Source organism: Naumannella halotolerans, from assembly GCF_004364645.1.
In the GTDB taxonomy this organism is placed as follows: Bacteria; Actinomycetota; Actinomycetes; order Propionibacteriales; family Propionibacteriaceae; genus Naumannella; species Naumannella halotolerans.
The window spans coordinates 1,432,933-1,452,914 of record NZ_SOAW01000001.1 but is presented as its reverse complement, the minus strand read 5'-3'; the positions used below and the strand labels follow the sequence as shown (position 1 = coordinate 1,452,914).

The 19,982-nt window shown below is 69.7% G+C and carries 10 protein-coding genes; 4 read left to right on the top strand and 6 right to left on the bottom strand.

What is annotated here, in order from left to right:
• Positions 1-58: 58 nt before the first annotated feature.
• Positions 59-703, bottom strand: coding sequence for a TetR/AcrR family transcriptional regulator (locus CLV29_RS06665; protein ID WP_133754177.1), 645 nt, complete (start codon positions 701-703; stop codon positions 59-61).
• A gap of 17 nt (positions 704-720) precedes the next feature.
• Positions 721-1,677: a non-homologous end-joining DNA ligase gene (gene ligD / locus CLV29_RS06660; protein WP_133754176.1), complete on the bottom strand. Its 957-nt coding sequence runs from the start codon at positions 1,675-1,677 to the stop codon at positions 721-723.
• 71 nt (positions 1,678-1,748) lie between these two features.
• Here ligD and moeB point away from each other — a divergent pair, with 71 nt between their 5' ends.
• Complete coding sequence (moeB, locus tag CLV29_RS06655) at positions 1,749-2,894, top strand: molybdopterin-synthase adenylyltransferase MoeB (protein WP_133754175.1); 1,146 nt, start codon at positions 1,749-1,751, stop codon at positions 2,892-2,894.
• 161 nt (positions 2,895-3,055) lie between these two features.
• On the opposite strand, the gene CLV29_RS06650 is transcribed toward moeB, so the two are convergent.
• Complete coding sequence (locus CLV29_RS06650; protein WP_133754174.1) at positions 3,056-3,259, bottom strand: cold-shock protein; 204 nt, start codon at positions 3,257-3,259, stop codon at positions 3,056-3,058.
• Positions 3,260-3,521: 262 nt separating this feature from the next.
• On the opposite strand from CLV29_RS06650, the gene CLV29_RS06645 reads away from it, so the two are divergent.
• From CLV29_RS06645 to nudC, 3 genes are all read left to right on the top strand, one after another.
• A complete protein-coding gene (locus tag CLV29_RS06645) occupies positions 3,522-6,893 on the top strand; it encodes an ATP-dependent helicase (protein WP_133754173.1) in 3,372 nt (1,123 codons plus the stop codon).
• A complete protein-coding gene (locus CLV29_RS06640; RefSeq protein ID WP_243831772.1) occupies positions 6,886-10,158 on the top strand; it encodes an ATP-dependent DNA helicase in 3,273 nt (1,090 codons plus the stop codon). Before CLV29_RS06645 ends, CLV29_RS06640 begins: the two co-directional genes overlap by 8 nt.
• 73 nt (positions 10,159-10,231) lie before the next feature.
• On the top strand, positions 10,232-11,107 hold the full coding sequence (gene nudC / locus CLV29_RS06635; protein ID WP_166649157.1) for an NAD(+) diphosphatase: 876 nt from the start codon (positions 10,232-10,234) through the stop codon (positions 11,105-11,107).
• A 95-nt stretch (positions 11,108-11,202) separates the two neighbouring features.
• Here nudC and recD read toward each other — a convergent pair whose 3' ends face one another.
• From recD to recC, 3 genes are read right to left on the bottom strand one after another with little or no spacing between them, the layout of a single operon-like run.
• Positions 11,203-13,122 carry an exodeoxyribonuclease V subunit alpha gene (gene recD / locus CLV29_RS06630; RefSeq protein ID WP_133754171.1) on the bottom strand — a complete coding sequence of 640 codons (1,920 nt, stop codon included), beginning with the start codon at positions 13,120-13,122 and terminating at the stop codon, positions 11,203-11,205.
• Positions 13,119-16,616, bottom strand: a complete 3,498-nt coding sequence (locus CLV29_RS06625) for a UvrD-helicase domain-containing protein (RefSeq protein WP_133754170.1) — start codon at positions 16,614-16,616, stop codon at positions 13,119-13,121. The genes recD and CLV29_RS06625 overlap by 4 nt, the downstream gene beginning before the upstream one ends.
• Positions 16,613-19,939: an exodeoxyribonuclease V subunit gamma gene (gene recC, locus CLV29_RS06620; RefSeq protein ID WP_133754169.1), complete on the bottom strand. Its 3,327-nt coding sequence runs from the start codon at positions 19,937-19,939 to the stop codon at positions 16,613-16,615. Before recC ends, CLV29_RS06625 begins: the two co-directional genes overlap by 4 nt.
• Positions 19,940-19,982: the final 43 nt, after the last annotated feature.

Here is a 19,982-nt window from a genome sequence, read left to right as displayed (position 1 = left end):
TAGTGGGCGCGGGAGTCATCGGGCACCGGTATCGGTCCTGAACCGGACCGCAGCCAGATCAGGCGCTCGTGCGTACCCGCGGGAAACCACGGATCCCGCGCCAGGCCAGGGTGCTGAGCAGTTCGATCGCCCGTTCCCGGGAGATCCCGGACTCCTCGTTCACCCAGTAGCGGGCACCGACCTGGGCCATGCCGACCAGGGAGACGCCGAGCAACCTTCCCTCCTCGGCGGGCAGACGGGTGTCGATCGCGATCACCTCACCGACGGCCTCGGCCAGCCGGGTGTGCATCTGCCAGAAGCGGTCGCTGACCTGCGGGTCCGGGATCAGGTCGCTTTCGAAGATCAACCGGAAAGCCTGGTTGTCGTTGACGTAGTTGAAGAAGGCCGAGATCGCCGAGGTCACCCGTTCGGCATTGTCCTCGGTCGACTGCATCTCCAGGCTGATCATGGAGATCACCTGTTCGGCCGAGCTGTCCAGCAGGGCGAAGTAGAGCTCCAGCTTGGAGGGGAAGTGCTGGTAGAGCACCGGCTTCGAGACACCGGCTGCCTCGGCGATGTCGTCCATCACCGTCGCGTGGTAGCCCTTGGTGGAGAAGACCGCGCCGGCGACCTCGAGCAACTGCTGGCGTCGCTGCTCGCGCGGCAGGCGGGTGCGCTGTGACGGGCGCTCGTAGGCGTCCGGATCCTCCACCGTCTCGTCCATTCCCCGCACCCTATCGCTCAGGCGGGCAGGCTGGGGGGATCGGGGTCGAGCAGGTCATGAGCAAGATCCCCGGATTTCGCCACGCGCCGCAAAACCTCTTCTGGGCCGAATCGTAGAGCCTCCGGGGTGTCCACGGCGGCAACCTCGTCCCAGGTGACGGGCGTGGCGACCCGGGGCTCGGCCCGTCCCCGCAGCGAGTACGGGGCGATCGTGTTCCGGAAGGTCTGATTCTGGTTGTAATCGAGGAAGATCCGTTGGTCGCGGACGGCCTTGGCCATCTGATCGACGAACAGCTTCGGGTGCTGTCGGACCATCGCCGCAGCCAGCTCGCGGACGTAGTCGCGGGCCCGCTGCCCGTCGGTCGGGGCGATCGCTGCCGCCACCTGCAGACCCTTGCTGCCGGTGGTCCGGCAACTGGGGACCAGACCGTCGGCGGCCAGTGCACCGGCGGTGAGCAGGGCGGCCCGGGCGAGTTCGATCATGGTCATGCCCTCACCCGGATCGAGGTCGACCACCAGCCGGTCGTGCAGCGGCGGGCCGCCGGCCGAGGGGTCGGGGTCGGTGGCGAGCGCCTCGGGCAGGGTGACCTCGTCGACCGTCTCGGGCAGCTGCCACTGCGGTACGTGCAACTCCAGTGCGGCCAGATTGGCCAGCCAGACCAGGCTCGCCGGGCCGTCGGCGAGGACGTACCCGATCGGTCCCTCGGAGCCGCGCACCGTGCAGGTGGGCACCCAGTCCGGCGTACCGGCCGGGGCGTTCTTCTCGTAGAAGCTGAATCCCTCCACTCCGTCGGGGAAGCGCAGTCGGGTGATCGGGCGACGGTGGAGGTGCGGCAACAGCACCGGGGCGATCTGCAGGTAGTAGGAGATCACCTCGGCCTTGGTGAATCCGGTCTCCGGGTAGAGCACCTTGTCCAGGTTGCTCAACGACAACCGGTGGCCGTCGATCTCGGTCAGCGTCTCGGAACGGGCCATGGCCCAAGCATGCCGTGCCCCTGTCGCCGCTGCGCGAACCCGGGCGTGCGGGACCGCGCTAGGTTGCAGCTATGCACCCCTTGGTCCAGCCCGGTCCCGAGCTGACCGCCGACGAACTGGTCCGCTACGACCGGCAACTGCTGATGCCCGAGTTGGGGGTGGAGGGACAACGCCGGTTGAAGGCCGCGCGGGTGCTGGTGGTCGGGGCCGGAGGTCTCGGATCGCCGGTGCTGGCCTACCTGGCCGCGGCCGGTGTCGGAACCATCGGGGTGATCGACGCCGATCGGGTGGACACCACGAATCTGCACCGCCAGATCATCCACAGCACCCAGGCGGTGGGGACCGCGAAGGTCGACTCGGCGGCCGCCCGGATGGCCGCCCTGAATCCCCTGGTCACGGTGATCGCCCATGACGAGGCGTTCACCGCCACCAATGCCGCCGCGGTCGTCGACGGGTACGACCTGGTGGTCGACGGGACCGACAACTTCGCCGCCCGGTACCTGGTCAACGACGCCTGCGTACTGGCCGGCAAACCCGCGGTCTGGGCCTCGATCCTGCGCAGCGACGGCCAGGTCAGCGTCTTCTGGGCAGGACACGGACCGTGTTATCGCTGTGTCTTCCCGACCCCGCCGGCAGCAGGTGAGATCCCCAGCTGCGCCGAGGGAGGGGTGCTCGGTGTGCTCCCGGGGGTGATCGGCACGGTACAGGCCACGGAGGCGATGAAGTTGATCACCGGGATGGGGGAGCCGCTGCTCGGCCGGCTGCTGATCCACGATGCGCTCACCCAGCAGTGGCAGACGCTGCCGGTCGCGGCCGATCCCGACTGCCCGATCTGCGGTGAGGACGCCCGGATCGGCGAGGTGCGAGCGATCACCGGGACGACCGATGCGGCGCAGGAGGCGGGGATCTCGGTCCGGGAGCTGCGGCAGTTGCTGGCGGAGCGGGAGGCCGGGAGGCAGGAATTCGCCCTGGTGGATCTGCGTGAACCCGCCGAGGTTGCGGTGTCGCAGATCGAGGGTTCGATCACCGTGCCGAAATCACTGCTCGACTCCGAGGAGGCGGCGCTGCCTGCCGGGCGGCTGGTCCTGTACTGCCGCTCCGGTGCCCGTTCGGCAGCGGTGCTGCAGCGACTGCGGCGGGCCGGCCGTACCGATGTCGAGCATCTCGAGGGCGGGATCCTCGGCTGGCAGCACGCGGCCGGGACGGACCGCCCCTGAAGTGCGGTGTGGCGTCGGGCCGCGTGTCCGTCAGAACCCAGGCCGTCAGAACCCAGGTCGTCGGAACACGGTTCGTCGGACACAGGTCGTCGGAACGCAGGTCGTCAGCACAGAGAAGGGGCGCCGGGAAAACCCGGCGCCCCTTCGATTTCAGTGCGAGATCAGACGACGCGCACGCTGTCGGCCTGCGGTCCCTTGTCACCCTGCTTGGTCTCGAACTCGACCCGCTGTCCTTCGTCAAGCGTCCGGAATCCGTTGGTGTCGATCGCTGAGTAGTGAACGAACACGTCCGGTCCGCCGCCATCAATGGCGATGAACCCGTAACCCTTTTCGGCGTTGAACCATTTGACGGTTCCCTGTGCCATGAACTTCTTCTCCTTGCTGATACTGCGAAGAACGCGGGCGCGTACTCCACACCGCCAGAATGCAACGTGCTCAGGTGCACTCTGGACGTGGAGACGTCTTCCCACATCCTCGCGGCTCCACAACCCTGTCACAGATGCAGTGGCTTGGGAACTGCAGTCCGGATTTTGCCGCGCAATTCATCAGTTACTCAGGCTCATCGGTTCGGCAGGCAAGCAGGCGGGCGGCGCGGGAGACCGGCGACTGTCGGAGTGAGATGCTTCGATGGACGACGTGAGGGAAGCAGGGCTGGAAGTGAGCGATCGAGGCCGGGACGCGGCCGCAGCCGATGCAGTCGCGGCTCACGATCGGTCGTCCCGGCGGGCCGGGCAGGCCGATGGCGGCGCCGTCGACGGGCAGCGGTGGGAGTTGCTCGCCCCGCACACCCCCGAGCTCCCACGGATCGTCCCGGATCCGACCCAGCAGGTGGTGATCGACCACACCGACGGCCCACTGCTGGTGCTCGGTGGCCCGGGGACGGGCAAGACCGCGACCTTGGTCGAGGCGGTGGCCGCCCGGGTAGCTGCCGGGGAGGACCCGGGCAGTATCAGCGTGATCACCTTCTCCCGGCGGGCAGCGGTCGCGTTGCGGGACCGAATCGTGCGCCGCATCGGCCGCTCCGGTGCGATGCCGCGGGTGTTCACCTTCCACGGTCTGAGCTTCGCGTTGATGCATCGATTCACCGATTCCGATGCGCTGCCGCGCCTGCTCACCGCACCGGAACAGGAGTTCCGGGTACGCGAGCTGCTGGCGGGCCGGGGCGAGGCCGATGCCTGGCCCGGGGAGCTCACCGAGGCGCTGCCCACCCGCGGATTCGCCTCCCAGGTCAGGGCGGTGCTCGCCCGTACCCGACAGTTGGGTCTGGATCCCGACCAACTCGCCGCCCTCGGCGCCGAGTCCGGTCGACCGGATTGGCAGGCGGTCGGGGAGTTCATGACCGAGTACCTCGACGTGCTCGACGCCGAGGGAGTGCTCGACTACGCCGAGCTGGTCCATCGCAGTCGGATCCTGCTCGCCGATCCCTCGGTGCAGCAGTCCCTGGCAGCCGAGGTCGGCCGGGTCTACGTCGACGAGTTCCAGGACACCGATTCCGCCCAGGCCCAGCTGTTGTTGGCCTATGCCGGACACCCCACCGCCGGCCGACAGTGCAATGTCGTCGTCTTCGGCGATCCCGACTCCGCGGTCTACGGCTTCCGCGGCGCCGACTCCCGCGGCATTCTCGACTTCCCCGATCTGGCCCCCGGCCCCGACGGGTCGGCCGCACCGGTGCTCACCCTCGGGCACAACCATCGCAGCGGTGCCCGGTTGGCTCAGGCGGTCAGCGGGGTCGCGTGGCGATTGCCGCTCGCCCGGTCGCTGCCCGATCCGCACCTGCTGCGCGAGCCGGTGGCCGAACACCCCGGTGGCAGTGTCGAGGCCTACAGCTGCACCACGGCCGGGGCCGAGGCCGAACAGATCGCCGAGCTGCTGCGGACCGCCCACCTGCGTGACGGCCTGGCCTGGTCGCAGATGGCGGTGCTGGTGCGTTCGGGGCAACGCGGGATACCTCCGTTGTCGCGGGCCCTGCTGGCCGCCGGGGTGCCGATCGAGGTGGCCGGTGACGAGATCCCGCTGGCGGCCGAGCAGGCCGTGCGGACGCTGCTGCTCGGTTGTCAGGTGGTCGCCGCTGGACAGCTCGACGCAGATCAGGCCCATCGACTGCTCACCTCGCCGCTGGCCGGTCTGGACAGTCTCGGGGTCCGCCGGCTCGGCCGGGCCCTGCGGCAGGCCGAGCGGGACGAACTCGGTGGCGGTGGCCTGCCGGCGCCCACCGCCGACCTGGTCCACCGGGCATTGGTCGAACCGGACCGGTTGGTCGGTCTTCGGGACTCACCCGAGGTGGCGGCGGCCCGCGGGCTGGCCGATCTGCTCTCCGGTGCCGCAGCGGTCGCCCGGGCCGACGGCACCGCCTCGGATGTCTTGTGGGAGCTGTGGGACGGCACCGACTGGCCACAGCGGTTGCGCAGCAGCGCGCTCGGTGGCGGGTTGTCCGCCCGCCGGGCCAACCGGGACCTCGACTCGGTGGTGGCGCTGTTCGAGGTTGCCGAGCGGGCCAGTGAGATCGGTGGCCGACGTGGTCTGGCCGGATTCCTGGCCGAGGTCGAGTCCCAGCAAATCCCGGCCGACACTCTCCGGGAGGAGGGGGTACGCGGCGCAGCGGTCCGGTTGTTGACCGCCCACCGGGCCAAGGGTCAGGCCTGGGACCTGGTGATCGTCGCCGGTGCCCAGGAGGGTCTGTGGCCCGATCTGCGTCGCCGCGAGTCGCTGCTCGAACCCTCCCGGCTGGGGGCCGACGGGCTGCTCGATGCCGAACCGCCGGCGGCCCGTCTGGCAGCCGAGCGCCGGCTCTTCCACCTGGCCTGTTCGCGGGCCCGCCGACGGCTGGTCGTGACCTCGGTGGTCGGCACCGAGGGGGAGGGCGACCAGCCCTCGCGGTTCATCGGTGAGCTCGGCGTACCCCTGCGGCCACTTGCCGGCAGGCCGTCGCGTCCGCTGAACCTGACGGCACTGGTTGCCGAGTTGCGGCGGGTGGCGGTAGACCCGAACGAGACGCCCCCGGCGCGCGATGCCGCGGTGCAGCGGCTGGCCCGGCTGGCCGAGGCCCGTGACGATGTCGGTCGCCCGCTGGTGCCGGCGGCCGATCCGATCAACTGGTGGGGTCTGTCGGCGCCGACCGAGAGTGCGCCTGCGGTGGAACCGGGCCGAATCACCCTCTCGGGCTCCGAGGTCGAGGCGATCCGGACCTGCCCCCGGCGCTGGTTCCTGGCCCGACGGGCCCGCGGCGACCGGCAATCGGGGGACAAGGCCCTGTTCGGTTCGGTGGTGCATGCCCTGATCGAGCATTCCGACGACGGGCGGCAGGCGCAGCTGCAGCTGGGCGAGCTGGACCGGATCTGGGATCGGATGACCTTCGACGCCCACTGGCTGTCGGCCATCGAGCGGGCCGAGGCGGAGGCGGCGGTCCAGCGGTGGGCCGGTTGGCTGCAGGCGCGCGGGCATCGCCGACTGCTCGGCACTGAGGTCGGTTTCCGGGCCGAGGTGAGCCTGCAGCCCAGTGCCGAACGTCCCGAACAGCGCGTGACCATCAGTGGTCAGGTCGACCGGTTGGAGCTGACCGGCGACGGCAAGCTCTACGTCGTCGACTACAAGACCTCCCGGAATGCGCTGCCCGAGTCCGAGGTGGCCGGCCATGATCAACTCGGGATCTACCAGTTGGCGGCCCAGGCCGGTGCCTTCGACAAGTTGGCACCGGGGGTCAGGCAGGTGGCCGGTGCCGAACTGGTGTTCCTGCGAGTGCAGGACAAACAGGACCTGCCCTGGCCGACGACCCGGGTGCAGCCGTCGCTGGACGATTCACCCCGGCTGCCCGAGGAGACCCACGACGACGAACGGCAGCTCCCCCCGGCCGGTCCCACCTGGGTGCACGACCGGATCGCCGAGGCAGCCGCCATCGCCCGCTCCGAGCATTACCTCGCCCGGCCCAACCCGGGCTGCCGGCACTGCCCGTTCGAGAACAGCTGCCCGGCGAAACCGAACGGAGGCAGTGTCGTTGCCTGAGCACCATGATCAGCCTGCCGGCGCGCAGCTGCGTTCGATCGGGCGTAGCCGGGCCAGGATCAGCGATCCCGAGGAGATCGGCCGCCTGCTCGGGATTCCCTTCTCCGACGAGCAATTGGCCGCGATCTGCGCTCCCCTGGAGCCGGGGGTGATCATCGCCGGGGCCGGCTCGGGCAAGACCACGGTGATGGCGGCCCGGGTGGTCTGGCTGGTCGGTACCGGTCAGGTGCGGCCGGAGCAGGTGCTGGGGCTGACCTTCACCAGGAAGGCCGCCGCCGAACTGTCCGCCCGGGTCCGCTCGGCACTGTCGGCCGCCGGTGTGGTCGACGTCGACGGTGTCGACGAGGCAGGTGAGCAGGTGATCATGACCTATGACGCCTTCGCCCAGCGGTTGATCGCCGAACACGGTCTGCGGATCGGGCAGGAGTCCGAGCCGGTGATGATCACCGGGGCGACCCGGTTCCGGTTGGCATCGCGGGTGGTGAGTGCGGCTGCCGGGCCGTTCGAATCGATCTCCAGACTGCGACCGCAGTCGGTGACCGAGCGGGTGCTGCGGCTCGACGGCGAGATGCAGTCGCATCTGCTCACCCTGTCCGAACTGGATCGGCATGCACGCGACTACGAGTTGGCGTTCGCCGAAGCCCCGCAGTACCGCAACAAACCGTATGCCGATGTGGCCAGGGCCCAGGCGGCATTGGCCGAGCGACTGGAACTGGCCAGCCTGGTCGGTGACTACCAGGAACTGAAGCGCCGCCGCGGTGTCGTCGAGTTCGCCGATCAGATGGCGATCGCCGCCCGTCTCGCCCGGGAGGTTCCGGCGGTCTCGGCGATCGTCCGCGACACCTACAAGGTGGTGCTGCTCGACGAGTACCAGGACACCTCGGCGGCCCAGGCGCTGTTGCTGCAGGGGTTGTTCTCCGGTACCGACACCAGCAGCGGCAAGGGCCACGCGGTGACCGCGGTGGGCGATCCGTTCCAGGCGATCTATGGCTGGCGCGGGGCGGCGGCGTCCAACATCATCGGGTTCGCCGACGACTTCCCGACCGCCACCGGCCGGCCCGCCCGGCGTTTCGACCTGACGATGAACCGCCGCAGCGGACACCGGATCCTGGCGGTCGCGAACACCCTGGCCACCCCGCTGCGCAACGACCCGCATGTGCAGACCGATCTGTCCGCGACTGCGCTGCGGGCCCCGGCCGAGACCGCTGCCGGGGAGGTCGTCGCCGGAGTCTTCGAGACCTGGCCCGAGGAGTTGTCCTGGGTGGCCGACCAGCTGACCCAGTTGCGGTCAGCCGGACAGGTGCAGAACTGGTCCCAGATCGCGGTGCTGTGCCGCCGCAATGCCGATGTCGCCGCCTTCTACGCAGAGCTGACCGATCGAGACGTGCCGGCCGAGATCGTCGGCCTGGGTGGGCTGCTGCAACTGCCCGAGATCACCGATGTGATCGCCACCTTGACCGTGCTCGACGACCTGACCGCCAATGCCGAACTGATCCGGTTGCTGACCGGTCCCCGCTGGCAGATCGGCCCCCGCGACCTGGCTCTGCTGGGCGCGCGGGCGCGTGAGCTCGCCACGGCCGAACGACTGGCCACCGACGCCGACGACCTGGCCGCAGCACTCGACCAGGCGGTCGCCGGAGTCGACCCCGCCGAGGTGGTGTCACTGTTGGACGCGGTGCACGACCCCGGTGACGCGCCGTTCTCGGCGCAGGCCAGGGAACGGCTGGCCCGGTTCGCCGACGAGTTGGCGCAGCTGCGGTCGAATGCCTCCGAGCCGGTGCTGGACCTGACCCGGCGGGTGATCCGGACCCTCGGACTGGAGGTCGAGCTGGGTGCCGATCCGGATCTGGCCCGGATGGGCCGCCGTGACCAACTGGCGGCCTTCGGCGAGGCGGTGGCCAGTTACGTCGACGTGGACGGCGATGCCTCGCTCGGTGGTCTACTGGCCTGGCTGCGGGCGGAGATCGAGACCGGCACCGGTCTGGACCAGGCCGTTCCCAGCGGTGCGGACTCGGTGAAGTTGCTGACGGTGCACAAGGCCAAGGGCCTGGAATGGGATGTGGTGGCGCTGCCGGGGCTGGTGGACGATGTGTTCCCCAGCGATCGGGTCAGTGGCAACTGGCTGCGGGCCGCCGAGGTGGTGCCGGCCGATCTGCGCGGTGACGCCGGTTCGATCCCGCAACTGGCGGAGGCGACGAAGCCGGCCATGGCCGATTACGCCAAGGAGCTGAAGAGTGGCCAGCGCAGGTCGGAGGACCGGCTGGCCTATGTCGCGGTGACCCGCGCGCGTCGGCTGCTGATCGGCACCGCCCATCACTGGCGGCCGCAGACGAAGAAACCGCGTCGCCCGTCGGACTACTTCGCCGCCATCAGGGCCGAGGCGCAGACGACGAACGCGGTGGTGGTCGACACCCCGCCACCGGAACCCGGTGCGGTCAACCCCCTGGACACCGGGACAGCTGCGGTGGCCTGGCCGGCACCGCTGGATCCGGACAAGCAGCGACGCCGGCGGGAGGCCGCCGACGCAGTCCGAGCGGTACGGGAGCAGCTGGCGAAGGGGGAGCAGCTCGAGTCCGATGAGCCGTTGCTGCTGGACCTGGAGGCTCGGGTGTCGGCCTGGGACGCCGACATCGATCAGTTGCTCACCGAGGCCCGGCAGAACCGACGGGGGGTGCACTCGGTGGCAGCGCCCGCCGGTGTTTCGGTGACCGGGTTGCTGACCGAGCACCGTGACCCACAGGCACAGGCGGCCCAGTTGGCGCGACCGATGCCGCGCCAACCCTCGGCCCGGGCGCGCTTCGGGACCAGGTTCCATCAGTGGGTGGAACGGTTCGTCGCTCGCCGCCATCACCTGCAGCCGGCGCTGTTGGAGGACGATCCGGATCTGCTCGACGAACTCGTCGACAATGCCGAGCTGGCCCGGCTGGCGGAGAAGTTCGCCACGGGTCGGTTCGCCGACGAAGTGCCGACGGCGCTGGAGCAACCCTTCAGCCTGCTTCTGGGCGGGCGCGTCGTCCGTGGTCGGATCGACGCGGTCTATCCGGGCCGGGGGGGCCATCGGTGGTTGCTGGTCGACTGGAAGACCAGTGAACGTGACCGTGCCGAACCCGACCAGCTGGCGCTGTACCGGCTCGCCTGGGCCGAACTCACCGGGACACCGATCGACGAGGTGGAGGCAGCGTTCTACTTCATCCGGTCCGACCGGCTGGTCGTGCAGACCGGGTTGCCGGATCGTGCCGGCCTGGAACAGCGGTTCTCCCTCTGAAGTCGATCGCAACTCCGGGCGCCTCGGTGAGGATTGGCGATCGGCTCGGGGTGCGGCGGTAGCGTGGACCCTCGTGAACAAGTGGCAGGAACCGAGTGAGCTGGATCGAGTGGATGCGCACCGAGGCAATGCCGAGTGGGTCGCCGGACAGTGGCGCGAGCCCGAGACCCGGGTGCTGAATGTCGACGAGACCGGCCGCTGTTTCGTCAATCCCGACCGCACACTGCGTCTGGTCAAACCGTTCGGCGAGTTCGACCCCGCTGAGCATTACCTGCTCGGGACCGTGGAGGACCGGGCGGTCTTCGTCAGCAATGCACTGAGCGAGGGCGAGACCGCCACCTTGCGCGAGGTGCTGGTCGACGCGGCACCGATCGATCGCGATCTGGCAGCAGCAGGTGTCGGATTGCTCAACTGGCACCGCAACGGCCGGTTCTGCCCCCGCGACGGATCGCCCACCACGGTCATCCGTGGTGGTCTGGCCAGACAGTGCGATCTGTGTGGGCAGGAGATCTTCCCGCGCAGCGACCCGGCCGTGATCGTGGCCATCGTCGACGAGAACGATCGACTGTTGTTGGCCCACCAGCGCATTTGGGCAGAGGGTCGGGTCTCGGTCCTGGCCGGATTCGTCGAGGTCGGTGAATCCTTCGAACAGGCCGTGCACCGTGAGATCGGCGAGGAGGCCGACGTCCGGCTGGGTGAGCTGAGCTACTTCGGCTCGCAGCCCTGGCCATTCCCGCAGTCGATCATGATCGGTTTCATCGCCAGGGCGAGTTCGGAATCGATCGCCGTCGACGGCGAGGAGATCGAGTGGGCGAACTGGTACACCCGAGACGAGCTGACCCGGGCTGTCGAGAGCGGGGAGCTGATCCTGCCGGGGAAGGCAAGTATCGCCCACCGGTTGATCATGGCCTGGTGGCAGACCGACGGTGAGATTCCCGAGAACTGGTGATCATCGTCGCGGTGACAGCCCGGGGCTGCCACACCGATGCCCCGGTCGGTTCGGGGTCCGGGACCGCCGGGCGCAGCATCGGCAGGATTCGATGATCAGAGGCGCTCGCGCAGGCCGGAGGCCCGGTTCGCAGGCCGTTGGATCGCCTTCACGATCGCTGCGGCTTCACCGATGACCTCCACCTCGTCGCTGGCGCGGGTGACGCCGGTGTAGAACAACTCCCGGGTCAGCAGCGGTGAGTCCAGCGGCGGAACGATCAAGGTCAGCGACCGGAACTGGCTGCCCTGGGATTTGTGCACGGTCATCGCATGGACCGTCTCGGCCGCGTCCAGTTGCAGCGGTGAGTGGAGCGCGATCGAGGTCCCGCGGGCGAAAGCGGCGCGCGGACCGTTCGGGGTCGCCACGACCACTCCGGTGTCACCGTTGTACAGACCGGCCTCGGCATCGTTGCGGGTGATCATCAGCGGGCGCCCGTAGTACCACTCGCCGTCACCGTCCAACCCGTAGCCGTCGATCGCCTCCACCAACCAGCTCTGGATCAGCCGTCCCCACCGGCTGACACCGTAGGGTCCGCCGCGGTGGGCACACAGCACCCGGTGACTGTCCAACGCCTCGAGTGCCCTTCTCGTCGAGGCCTCACCCGGTGTGCGGGCTGCCTCGTGCAGGACGCGTCCGGCCTCGATCACCCGGCGCCGCAGTGCCTGCAACTGCGGTGTGGCCAAGGCATCGGCGATCGGGGAGTCGAGCTCGGTGAAGAGCAGACCCTCGGCCCCCGAACGCAACGTGGCCAACGCGGCATCGGCATCGCCATGCCGCACGGCCTGGGCCAGTCGGTCGATCCCGCTGTCACCGGAGAACCGCCAGGTGTGTTGCAGGGTCACCTGACCGGGAACGATCTCGGCGGGATCCCGTCTGGCCGCCGCCGCGACCTGCTCGGCCATCCCCACCGGCGCCGCCGGTTGGGCACGGGTGATGTCTGCCAGCACCGCACCTGCCTCCACCGAGGTCAGCTGATCCGGGTCACCCACCAGGATCAACCGGGCGTCGGGACGGACGGCGTCGAGCAGTCGGCTCATCATCGTCAAGGGGACCATCGACATCTCGTCGACGACCAGGATGTCGTGTGGCAGCGGGTTGGTCGCATGGTGACGCATCCGGTTGGTCTGGTAACCCGCGCCCAACAGACGGTGCAGGGTGGTCGCCTGCAACCGGTCGAGCACATCCCTGCCGACCCGGTCCCAGGGTTGGCCCAGCACCGCCAGGCCGGTTGCCTCCCCGCGGACCGAGGATTCCAGCCGGGCTGCGGCCTTGCCGGTCGGTGCAGCCAGCGCGATCCGTGGCGGACGCGGGCTCAGTGTGTGCAACAGCGCGAGGATCCGGGCGACGGTGCGGGTCTTTCCCGTACCTGGGCCACCGCTGATCACCGTCACCCTGCCCAGCACACTCATCGCCGCGGCCAGCCGTTGCTGATCGGGAACACCCGGGGGCAGGCCCTGACCGGTGAAGAGCTGGTCCAGCCCTGCCCGCAGTGCCGTGGCCGAAACCTGTTGTGGTTCGCCGATCCAGCGCTGCTGCAGTTCACGGCGGACCTGATCCTCCTGCCGCCAGTAACGTTCGAGGTAGAGCTTGCCGCCGACCAGCCGCAGCGGACGCTCACCCACGCCGCCGGCGTCGACGGTGACCAGCCTCGACGACGTCAGGTCGGTCAGCCATTGCTGCGGTTGGGGCCACGGGAGATCCTCGGTGGCCAGGGTCTGTTCAGCGGACTGGCCGGGCGCGTCGGCGGCGTCGGTCTCGAAGACATCGGCATGCACCGTCAACGGGTCGATGCACACCGAACCACCCGACAGCGCTCGTACGGTGAGGGCCAGTGCCAGGATCACCGACTCCTCGGTCTCCCCGGCGAGTTCGGCGATCCGCCGGGCCGTGTGCACATCGGCCGCCCGCAGGACACCGGCGGTGTTGAACTCCGCCAGCAGACCGGTGGCATCCAGCACCGTCTCCGCACTGATCATGGTCCCACCTGACCGATCCATCCGCTCTCCCCGCCGTGCAGGAGGTCGGAGAGGTCGATGATCAACTGGGTCGGCGGTTGCCAGGCGAACACACCGCAGGGGGTGCCGTCGATCACCGGGGTCTGCGGACCGGCCATTCCCCGGACGAACAGGTAGAGCACGCCACCCAGATGATCATCGGGTCGATAGTCCGGCAACCGCCAGCGAAGGAAGCGATGCAGGGCGACGCAGTAGAGCAGCGCCTGAAGCGGGTAGTGCGCCGCCATCATCGCCTGTGCCATCGCCTTCGGCACGTAGCTGCCGATGGTCAGCACCTCACCCACCGGGCCGCCCAGCCAGTTCGTCTTGTAGTCGACCACGAAGTGGCGTTGATCCGGACCGTTCACCGGGGCCCGCAACACCGCATCGATCGAACCGGTCAACCAGCCGCGCAGGGGCTCCTCGGCCAGCAACGGATTCGCCAGGTGGCCGGGGTAGTCGACCAGTGGGTCGGTGTCCGGCAGGTGATCACGTAGCAGGGCGGCGATGTCGGCGATCACCGCCGAGGTCGTCGGCCGGTCACCACCGCCGAGCGGGTATTCGAAGTCCAGCTCGGGCAGACGGTCGGCGGGTGCGAAGTCGGCCAGGCTGCGACCACCGGTCATCGGTCCGAGTGGGGTCCGCAGAACCGTCACCAGGGCCTGTGCCAGATGATCGGGGTCCACCCCGTCGAGCGGGAGCCGGCGCAAGCGGGTGTTCACCTCCGCGCGTACCTCCGCGGCGAGGTCCTCGGCCCGGGTGTCCACCCGCTCCAGGATCTCGTGGACCAGGGTGCCGAAGGAGGTGCCGGCGACCATCCCGCTCATCGGCGACACCAGTCCCAGATCCGGTGTTCCCACGCCGGTCCGCGGATCCTCGGGTGCCGTTCCGCCGGCTGCGGGATCGGGCCGGAGGGAGTCGAGCCCGGCTGTGTCGAGCCCGGGTGAGTCGATCTCGGATGCGTCGGACCCGGGCGCACTGGACCCGGGCGCCTCGCTCGGGGGTGAATCGAGCACGAGCAGATCCGGATCACTGCCGGTCTCGGGTTCGTCGCTGAGCGGTCCCAGGGGTTCACTGCCGGCGACGGTCACCGACGGCGGTGGGATCACCGCACCCGGGTGAGGTGCATCGTGGGCGGCCGCGGTCAGCCCGGAATAGGAGGTTCGCCGCCACGCCTGGTCGATCTCCCGGTCGAATCGGCGCGCCCGCAGCCGCGAGCCACCGGGTACGGCGGGGTCGGGGGGAATCACCTGCGGCTGCGGGTCGATGGTGCTGGTCGTGAACCCGGCTGCCGTGTGCGGATCGACCCCCCGGGCTGCTGCCACCGGCGGGACGGCCACCTGCGCCGGCCGCTGCAACAGCCGGTGCAGCGGTGCTTGCGGTGAGACCTTGTCGTTCCATGCCCACCAGGCGATGGCGAGCCGACTGGCCCGGGTGAGCGCCACATAGGTCCGGCGCAGGGAGTCCTCCCGACTGGCCCGATCGGCATCGGCATCGGCGGAACCGGAGATGTCGAGGATCCGCTGACCGTCGGCGGCATTGCGGGTCTGCGGACCCGCCGACCGGTTGCCCGGAGCACGCCACAGGTCGGGCAGCAGCACCACCGGGAACTCCAGCCCCTTGGCCGAATGCAGGGTCATCACCTGCACCGCGTCCTCATCGGTGTCGAGTCGGCGCGCGCGCTCGTCCACAGTCTTCGAGGAGGTGTCCATCTGCTCGGCCAGCCACTCGATCAGACCGGCCAACCCGAGCTGGCGCGCACGCTGCACCGCATGCAGTTCCTGGCCGATGTGGCGCAGGTCGGTCCACCTGCGGGATCCGCCGGCGGTTCGCAGCAACCGCTCGGCGACACCGTCGGCGGCCACGGCCTCGGAGAGGGCGGCGATCCCGTGATTGTCGACCAGGCGTTTCCAGCGCCGGATCCGTTGGCTGACCTGCGCCAGGGCGGACTCATCGGCGGCGGCCAGCTCCGGCAGGGTCCAGCCGATGAAGCTCGTCAGGGTGGCCCGACGGATCGGTTGCGGCCGTGGCTTGGCGAGTGCCCGCAGCAGTGCCAACCAGTCCTTGGCCTCCTCGCCCAGGTAGACGCTGCCGGCACCGACCCGCACCACCGGGACCCCCGCCGAGGCCAGGGAGTCGGTGATGCTGTCGGCGAGCCAGTTGGTCTGGGTCAGCACCGCGAGATCACCGGCCCGCAACGGACGCACCACCTGCTCCCCGTCGCGCTCTTCGGTGAGCTTCGGCGCCTCGGCGAGCAGCTGGCGTACCTGGTGCACCAGATCGGCGTCGATGTCACTTTGCAAGGTGGTAGCCCAGTGGTCACCGTCGTCGGGGCGTACCCGGAGCAGCAGCGGATGGGAGACCTCCAACCGGGACCGGGTGTGCGCCGCCTCGACCGGGTGAACCCGGATCCGCCGATCACCCAGCTCGGCACCGCCGAGAAGCTCGCCCAGGGCTGTCACCAGGCGGGCATCGGAACGTCGGTTGATGCCCAAGGTGGCGACCTGTTCGGTTTCGCCCACCGCCCGCAGATAGCTGTGCACATCGGCCCCGCGAAAGCCGTAGATGGCCTGCTTCGGATCACCGATCAGGATCAGGGTGGACCTTCGGTGGAAGGCGGTGCGCAGGATCTGCCATTGCACCTGATCGGTGTCCTGGAACTCGTCGACCAGCACCACCGGGAACTGATCCGACAGGCGCTGCTGCGCAGCGGGGTTGGCCAAAGCGTCGGCCAGGCGTTGCTGTTGATCATGGAAGGTGTAGAGCCCGAGCTGACGTTTCCGCTTCTCCACCTCGTTGCGGACCGCCTTGGCGAATCGACTGCGGGCCGAATCGTCATCGGGACGGATCACGGCATCGGGGTGGGCCACCACCTCTTCGGCGAGCTGGATCGCGGTCCGGTAGTCGAACTCGGGGGAGGCGTCTGCGTAGGCGCGCAGATAGAAGTCGGCGGCCACCTCGCGAGCTCGATCGGACAGGTCCTCGACCAGGGTGTCGTCGGCGGAGTGGTCGACCAGCACCCCGAGACCGGCCAGCATCCGCTGGCAGAACTCGTGGGTGGTGCTGATGGTCGCGGCGTCGAAATCGGTCAGGGCACGGGTCAGGCGCTGCAATCGCAACTCGACCTGCGCACGTGGACCGCTAGCCAGCAAGGCATCGATCGGGTCATCGCAGGTGCGGCCACCGGTTGTCAGTACGTCGCGCAGGTGGCGGGCGCTGCGCAGCAGGCGGTCACGGATCCGGTTGCGCAGTTCCTGCGTGGCCTGCCGGGTGAAGGTGATCATCATCAACTGGTCCAGGCCCAGCCCGTCTGCCACATAGCGTGCGGCGAGGGCGGCGATCGTCCAGGTCTTGCCGGTGCCGGCCGAAGCCTCCAGGATCACCGTCCCGCGGGGCAGCTCCCCGAGCGGGTCGAACTGGGTGATCGGTGTCCGTGCCGGCAGCGGGCCGTCGACGGAGGAGAGGGGTACGGTCATGAGCGCTCGGCCTCCACCAGGGGCTCCCAGACGCGCCGGGCCAGTGCGGCGAAGCGTTTCGACTCGTGCCGGGCCGGTTCGCTGTTGGCCTGGTCGACCGCTCGGGCCGGGGCGCGATCGACATCGCCGAACCGGTCGAACCACAGGTGCCAGACGTCGTCGCGTTCGTCGTTGAAGGCGTTCGGCAGCTCGTAGGGTCGCGGTTTCGCCCCGCGGGCAGCGGTTTCGGCGAAGGTCGCAGCGGTCTTCAGCGGCAGCGGCAGCAATTCACCCAGCCCCAGGTCACGGATCCGCGCCAGATCCAGCAGCCGGGCCCGGGCATCGGCCGCAGCGACCGGGCCGAGCACTGACCGGCGGCCACGTTTGCCGATGGTCACCGCCTGCCACGGTGTTCCCGGTTCGGCTGCGGTCAGGGCGAGCAGACGTACCCAGGAGGTCAGCCGATGCTTCGGTCCCAGGCGGGAATAGCTGACCGACACGATCTCGTTGCCGCGTACCCCCGGCACCACACCGAAGACCTCCCGTTCCCCCAGCTGGGCACTGACCGGCAGGCTGCGTGCAGCCCGCATCATCGGCTCCGAGGCGACCCGGCCGATCTGTTCCACATCGTTGCGCAGGGTCTGCAGCAACGCCCCACCCAATCCCTTCGGCGGGACCTGGCCGCTGCGCCACTCGGCGGCGACCAGCCGGTCGAGGTCACCGCCGGCGACCGCGGCCTGCAGCATCCGTTCGCCGATCGCCCAGCGTTGCAGGCCGTCGAGTTCGATCGGGATCTCGTCCAGCACGGTCTGCTCGTCCGACCACAGCGACAGGCCGGCCCGTACCCGCAGCAGTTCCTTGGCCGGATGCACCAGGAACCGGATCAGCTCGCTCAGATCCACCGTTTCGCTCGTCTCGGCCGGACCGAGGTCGGCGACGTCCCAGATCCTCGGCGGGGCCACCTGCACCGCACCGGCTGCCCGGGCGGCCCGTACCCCGATCGGATCGAAACTGCGCGGCGGATCCTGGCTGAAGTTGGCCGGTGCGAACCCTTGCAACGGGTGCTCGGTGGTGATCGCTGTCAGGTCGCCGATCATGGCGGCGATGGTGTCGGTCAGCTCCTGCACCGGGACGCAGGGGTCACGATGCTCACCGGTCCGCTCGGAGTGTCCGCTGTGGATGATCACCAGCTGGTCGCGTGCCGAGAGCACCGCATCGAGCAGCAGTTGACGGTCCTCACTGCGGGGATCCCGATCACCGATCCAGGGCTCGAGCTGCAGCAGGTCATCACCGTCGGCGGTGGGCCGCCGCGGGAACCGGTGTTCGTCCATGCCGAGCAGGCAGACCACCCGGTGGGGAACCGACCGCATCGGCGTCAGGGTGCACATCGTGATGCCGCCGGTACGGAAGTTCGCCCGGCTGGGGCGACCGGCGAAGGCATCGGCGAGCAGCGAACGCAGGTCGCCCAGGGAGAGTTCGTGCGAGGCGGCGGGATCGCTGTCGGGATCCGGCGCGTTCTCGGAGTTCTCGGTGTCGGGGAGCAGCTCGGCAATGCTGCTCAGTGCGTGACTGAGCTGCCAGGACTCGGAACCGGGAACCTTGGTCAGGGATTCGATGGTGAATCGCAGGGCTTGTGCCCAGGCCCGGACCGACTGCGGCCCGCCGAGGCTGCGGCAACACCGCTCCAGCCGGGCGATGAACTCGCTGAGACGGCCGATCAGGGCGACATCCCCGGAGTCGACATCGTCCAGTGGCAGGGCTGTGCCGAGGTAGTGCCCGCCCTCGCCGTCCATGGCCACCCCGAGCAGCATCCGGTCGAGGCCCGCGCGCCAGGTGTTCTGACCGAATCCCTGCATCGCGTAGCGGCGGCGGTGATCGGTGTCCAGGCCCCAGCGCACACCGGCACGTTCGGCGAGCACCGCGATCCGTTCGAGGTCATCGGTGTCGAAGCCGAAGTTGCGCGCGACCGGGGCGCTGGCGCACAGGTCGAGCACCTCCGACAGACCGGCTCGGGAGTCGGCGATCCGCAACACCTCCGAGACGGTGGCCAGGACCGGGTTCTGCTGCAGCAGCGACCGGTCGGCCAACCGGACCCGCAGATCGTGCCCCGGGTGCGTGCCGAGCTCGCTGGTGAGGCCGAAGGCGGCCTGGATGTACGGGGCGAAGACCTCGATGTCGGGGCACATGACGATGATGTCGCGGGGCTCCAGCGTCGGGTCGTCGCTGAGCAGGCCGAGGATCACCTCCCGCAGCACCTCGACCTGCCGGTCCGGGCCGTGTGAGCGGTGCAGGGCGATGCTCCGGTCGCTCGGCTGCAGCTGCAGCCGAGCGGGGGCGCGATCATCGTGCACATCGGCCTGCAACCTGCCCAGGAGGGTGGTCGCGGGGGCGGGGCCGCGGTGCCCCACCGTCTGTGCCGGGAGCTGCCGGAGTCGGGTCTGCAACTCCCGGGAATCCCGTCCCAGGAGGGAATTCAGGGGATTGGTCAGGGCCTGCCACGTGCTGTCTGCGGCACGGGCCGGTGACGTCGACGGCGGCCGGGAGGCCAGGGCCTGCCAGGCCACCGGGGAGGGGTGGGGGGTGAACAGCAGGAGCCGGCGGTGGGCCGCGATCGCGGTGAGGGTACGCAACTGCCCGTCGTCGAGCCGGGTGGGGCCGAAGACCGCGAGCCGCTGCGGCAGGTCGACCAGGTCGGGGTCCCGTCGCAGACGATGCAGACCGAGGTCCAGTCGCTCGACCGGATCGGGCACCTCGGCGAGCTCGCAGAGCAATCGGAAGAGCTGCGGCTGCCAGCGGCGATCATCGGGCAGCATCGCCCCGCCGGGGCCGCTGTCCTCCCCCCGGCGCCACGCGTTGATCATGCTCGGCCGTTGGTCGGCGTACCCGGAGAAGAGGCGGGACAGGCGCTCGGCGACCGACCAGGCACGCCCACGGGGACTGCCCTGGGGCCAGGCATGGTCGGCCACCACGGCGAACCACGGCTCGCCGCGCGCCGCCTCCATCGCCGCCAGCAGCAACCACGGGAGCCGCTGCGACGACCAGGCGTCCTCGCTGCCGGAGGCCGCCGTGACCACCTCGGCCACCAACCGGTCGAGCGGCCGGTAGTCGATCCCGGCGGCGATCCCGTCGCCCCCGGATGCGCTGGTGCCCAGCCGTGCGGCCAGGCTCTGGGACAACCAGCGCTCGACACCCTGGCTGGGGACGCTGATCAGCTCGAAGGCGAACGGATCGGCCAGTGGGGTCGCCAGCTCCCGGGCGAGGACGTCGAGCAGTGCCTCGGGATCCGGGCCGTGGTGCACCACCAACTCACCGGTTCGCGGCCCGGAGGCGTCGATCGTCGTCATCGGGGACCACCCTAAATCAGTCCACCGACAGTCGCCGCCCGGC

What these genes read in the sequence shown, in the direction of transcription:
- CLV29_RS06665 (WP_133754177.1), bottom strand. Translation starts at nt 703, where the DNA reads ATGGACGAGACGGTGGAGGATCCGGACGCCTACGAGCGCCCGTCACAG.
- ligD (WP_133754176.1), bottom strand. Translation starts at nt 1,677, where the DNA reads ATGGCCCGTTCCGAGACGCTGACCGAGATCGACGGCCACCGGTTGTCG.
- moeB (WP_133754175.1), top strand. Translation starts at nt 1,749, where the DNA reads ATGCACCCCTTGGTCCAGCCCGGTCCCGAGCTGACCGCCGACGAACTG.
- CLV29_RS06650 (WP_133754174.1), bottom strand. Translation starts at nt 3,259, where the DNA reads ATGGCACAGGGAACCGTCAAATGGTTCAACGCCGAAAAGGGTTACGGG.
- CLV29_RS06645 (WP_133754173.1), top strand. Translation starts at nt 3,522, where the DNA reads ATGGACGACGTGAGGGAAGCAGGGCTGGAAGTGAGCGATCGAGGCCGG.
- recD (WP_133754171.1), bottom strand. Translation starts at nt 13,122, where the DNA reads ATGATCAGTGCGGAGACGGTGCTGGATGCCACCGGTCTGCTGGCGGAG.
- CLV29_RS06625 (WP_133754170.1), bottom strand. Translation starts at nt 16,616, where the DNA reads ATGACCGTACCCCTCTCCTCCGTCGACGGCCCGCTGCCGGCACGGACA.
- recC (WP_133754169.1), bottom strand. Translation starts at nt 19,939, where the DNA reads ATGACGACGATCGACGCCTCCGGGCCGCGAACCGGTGAGTTGGTGGTG.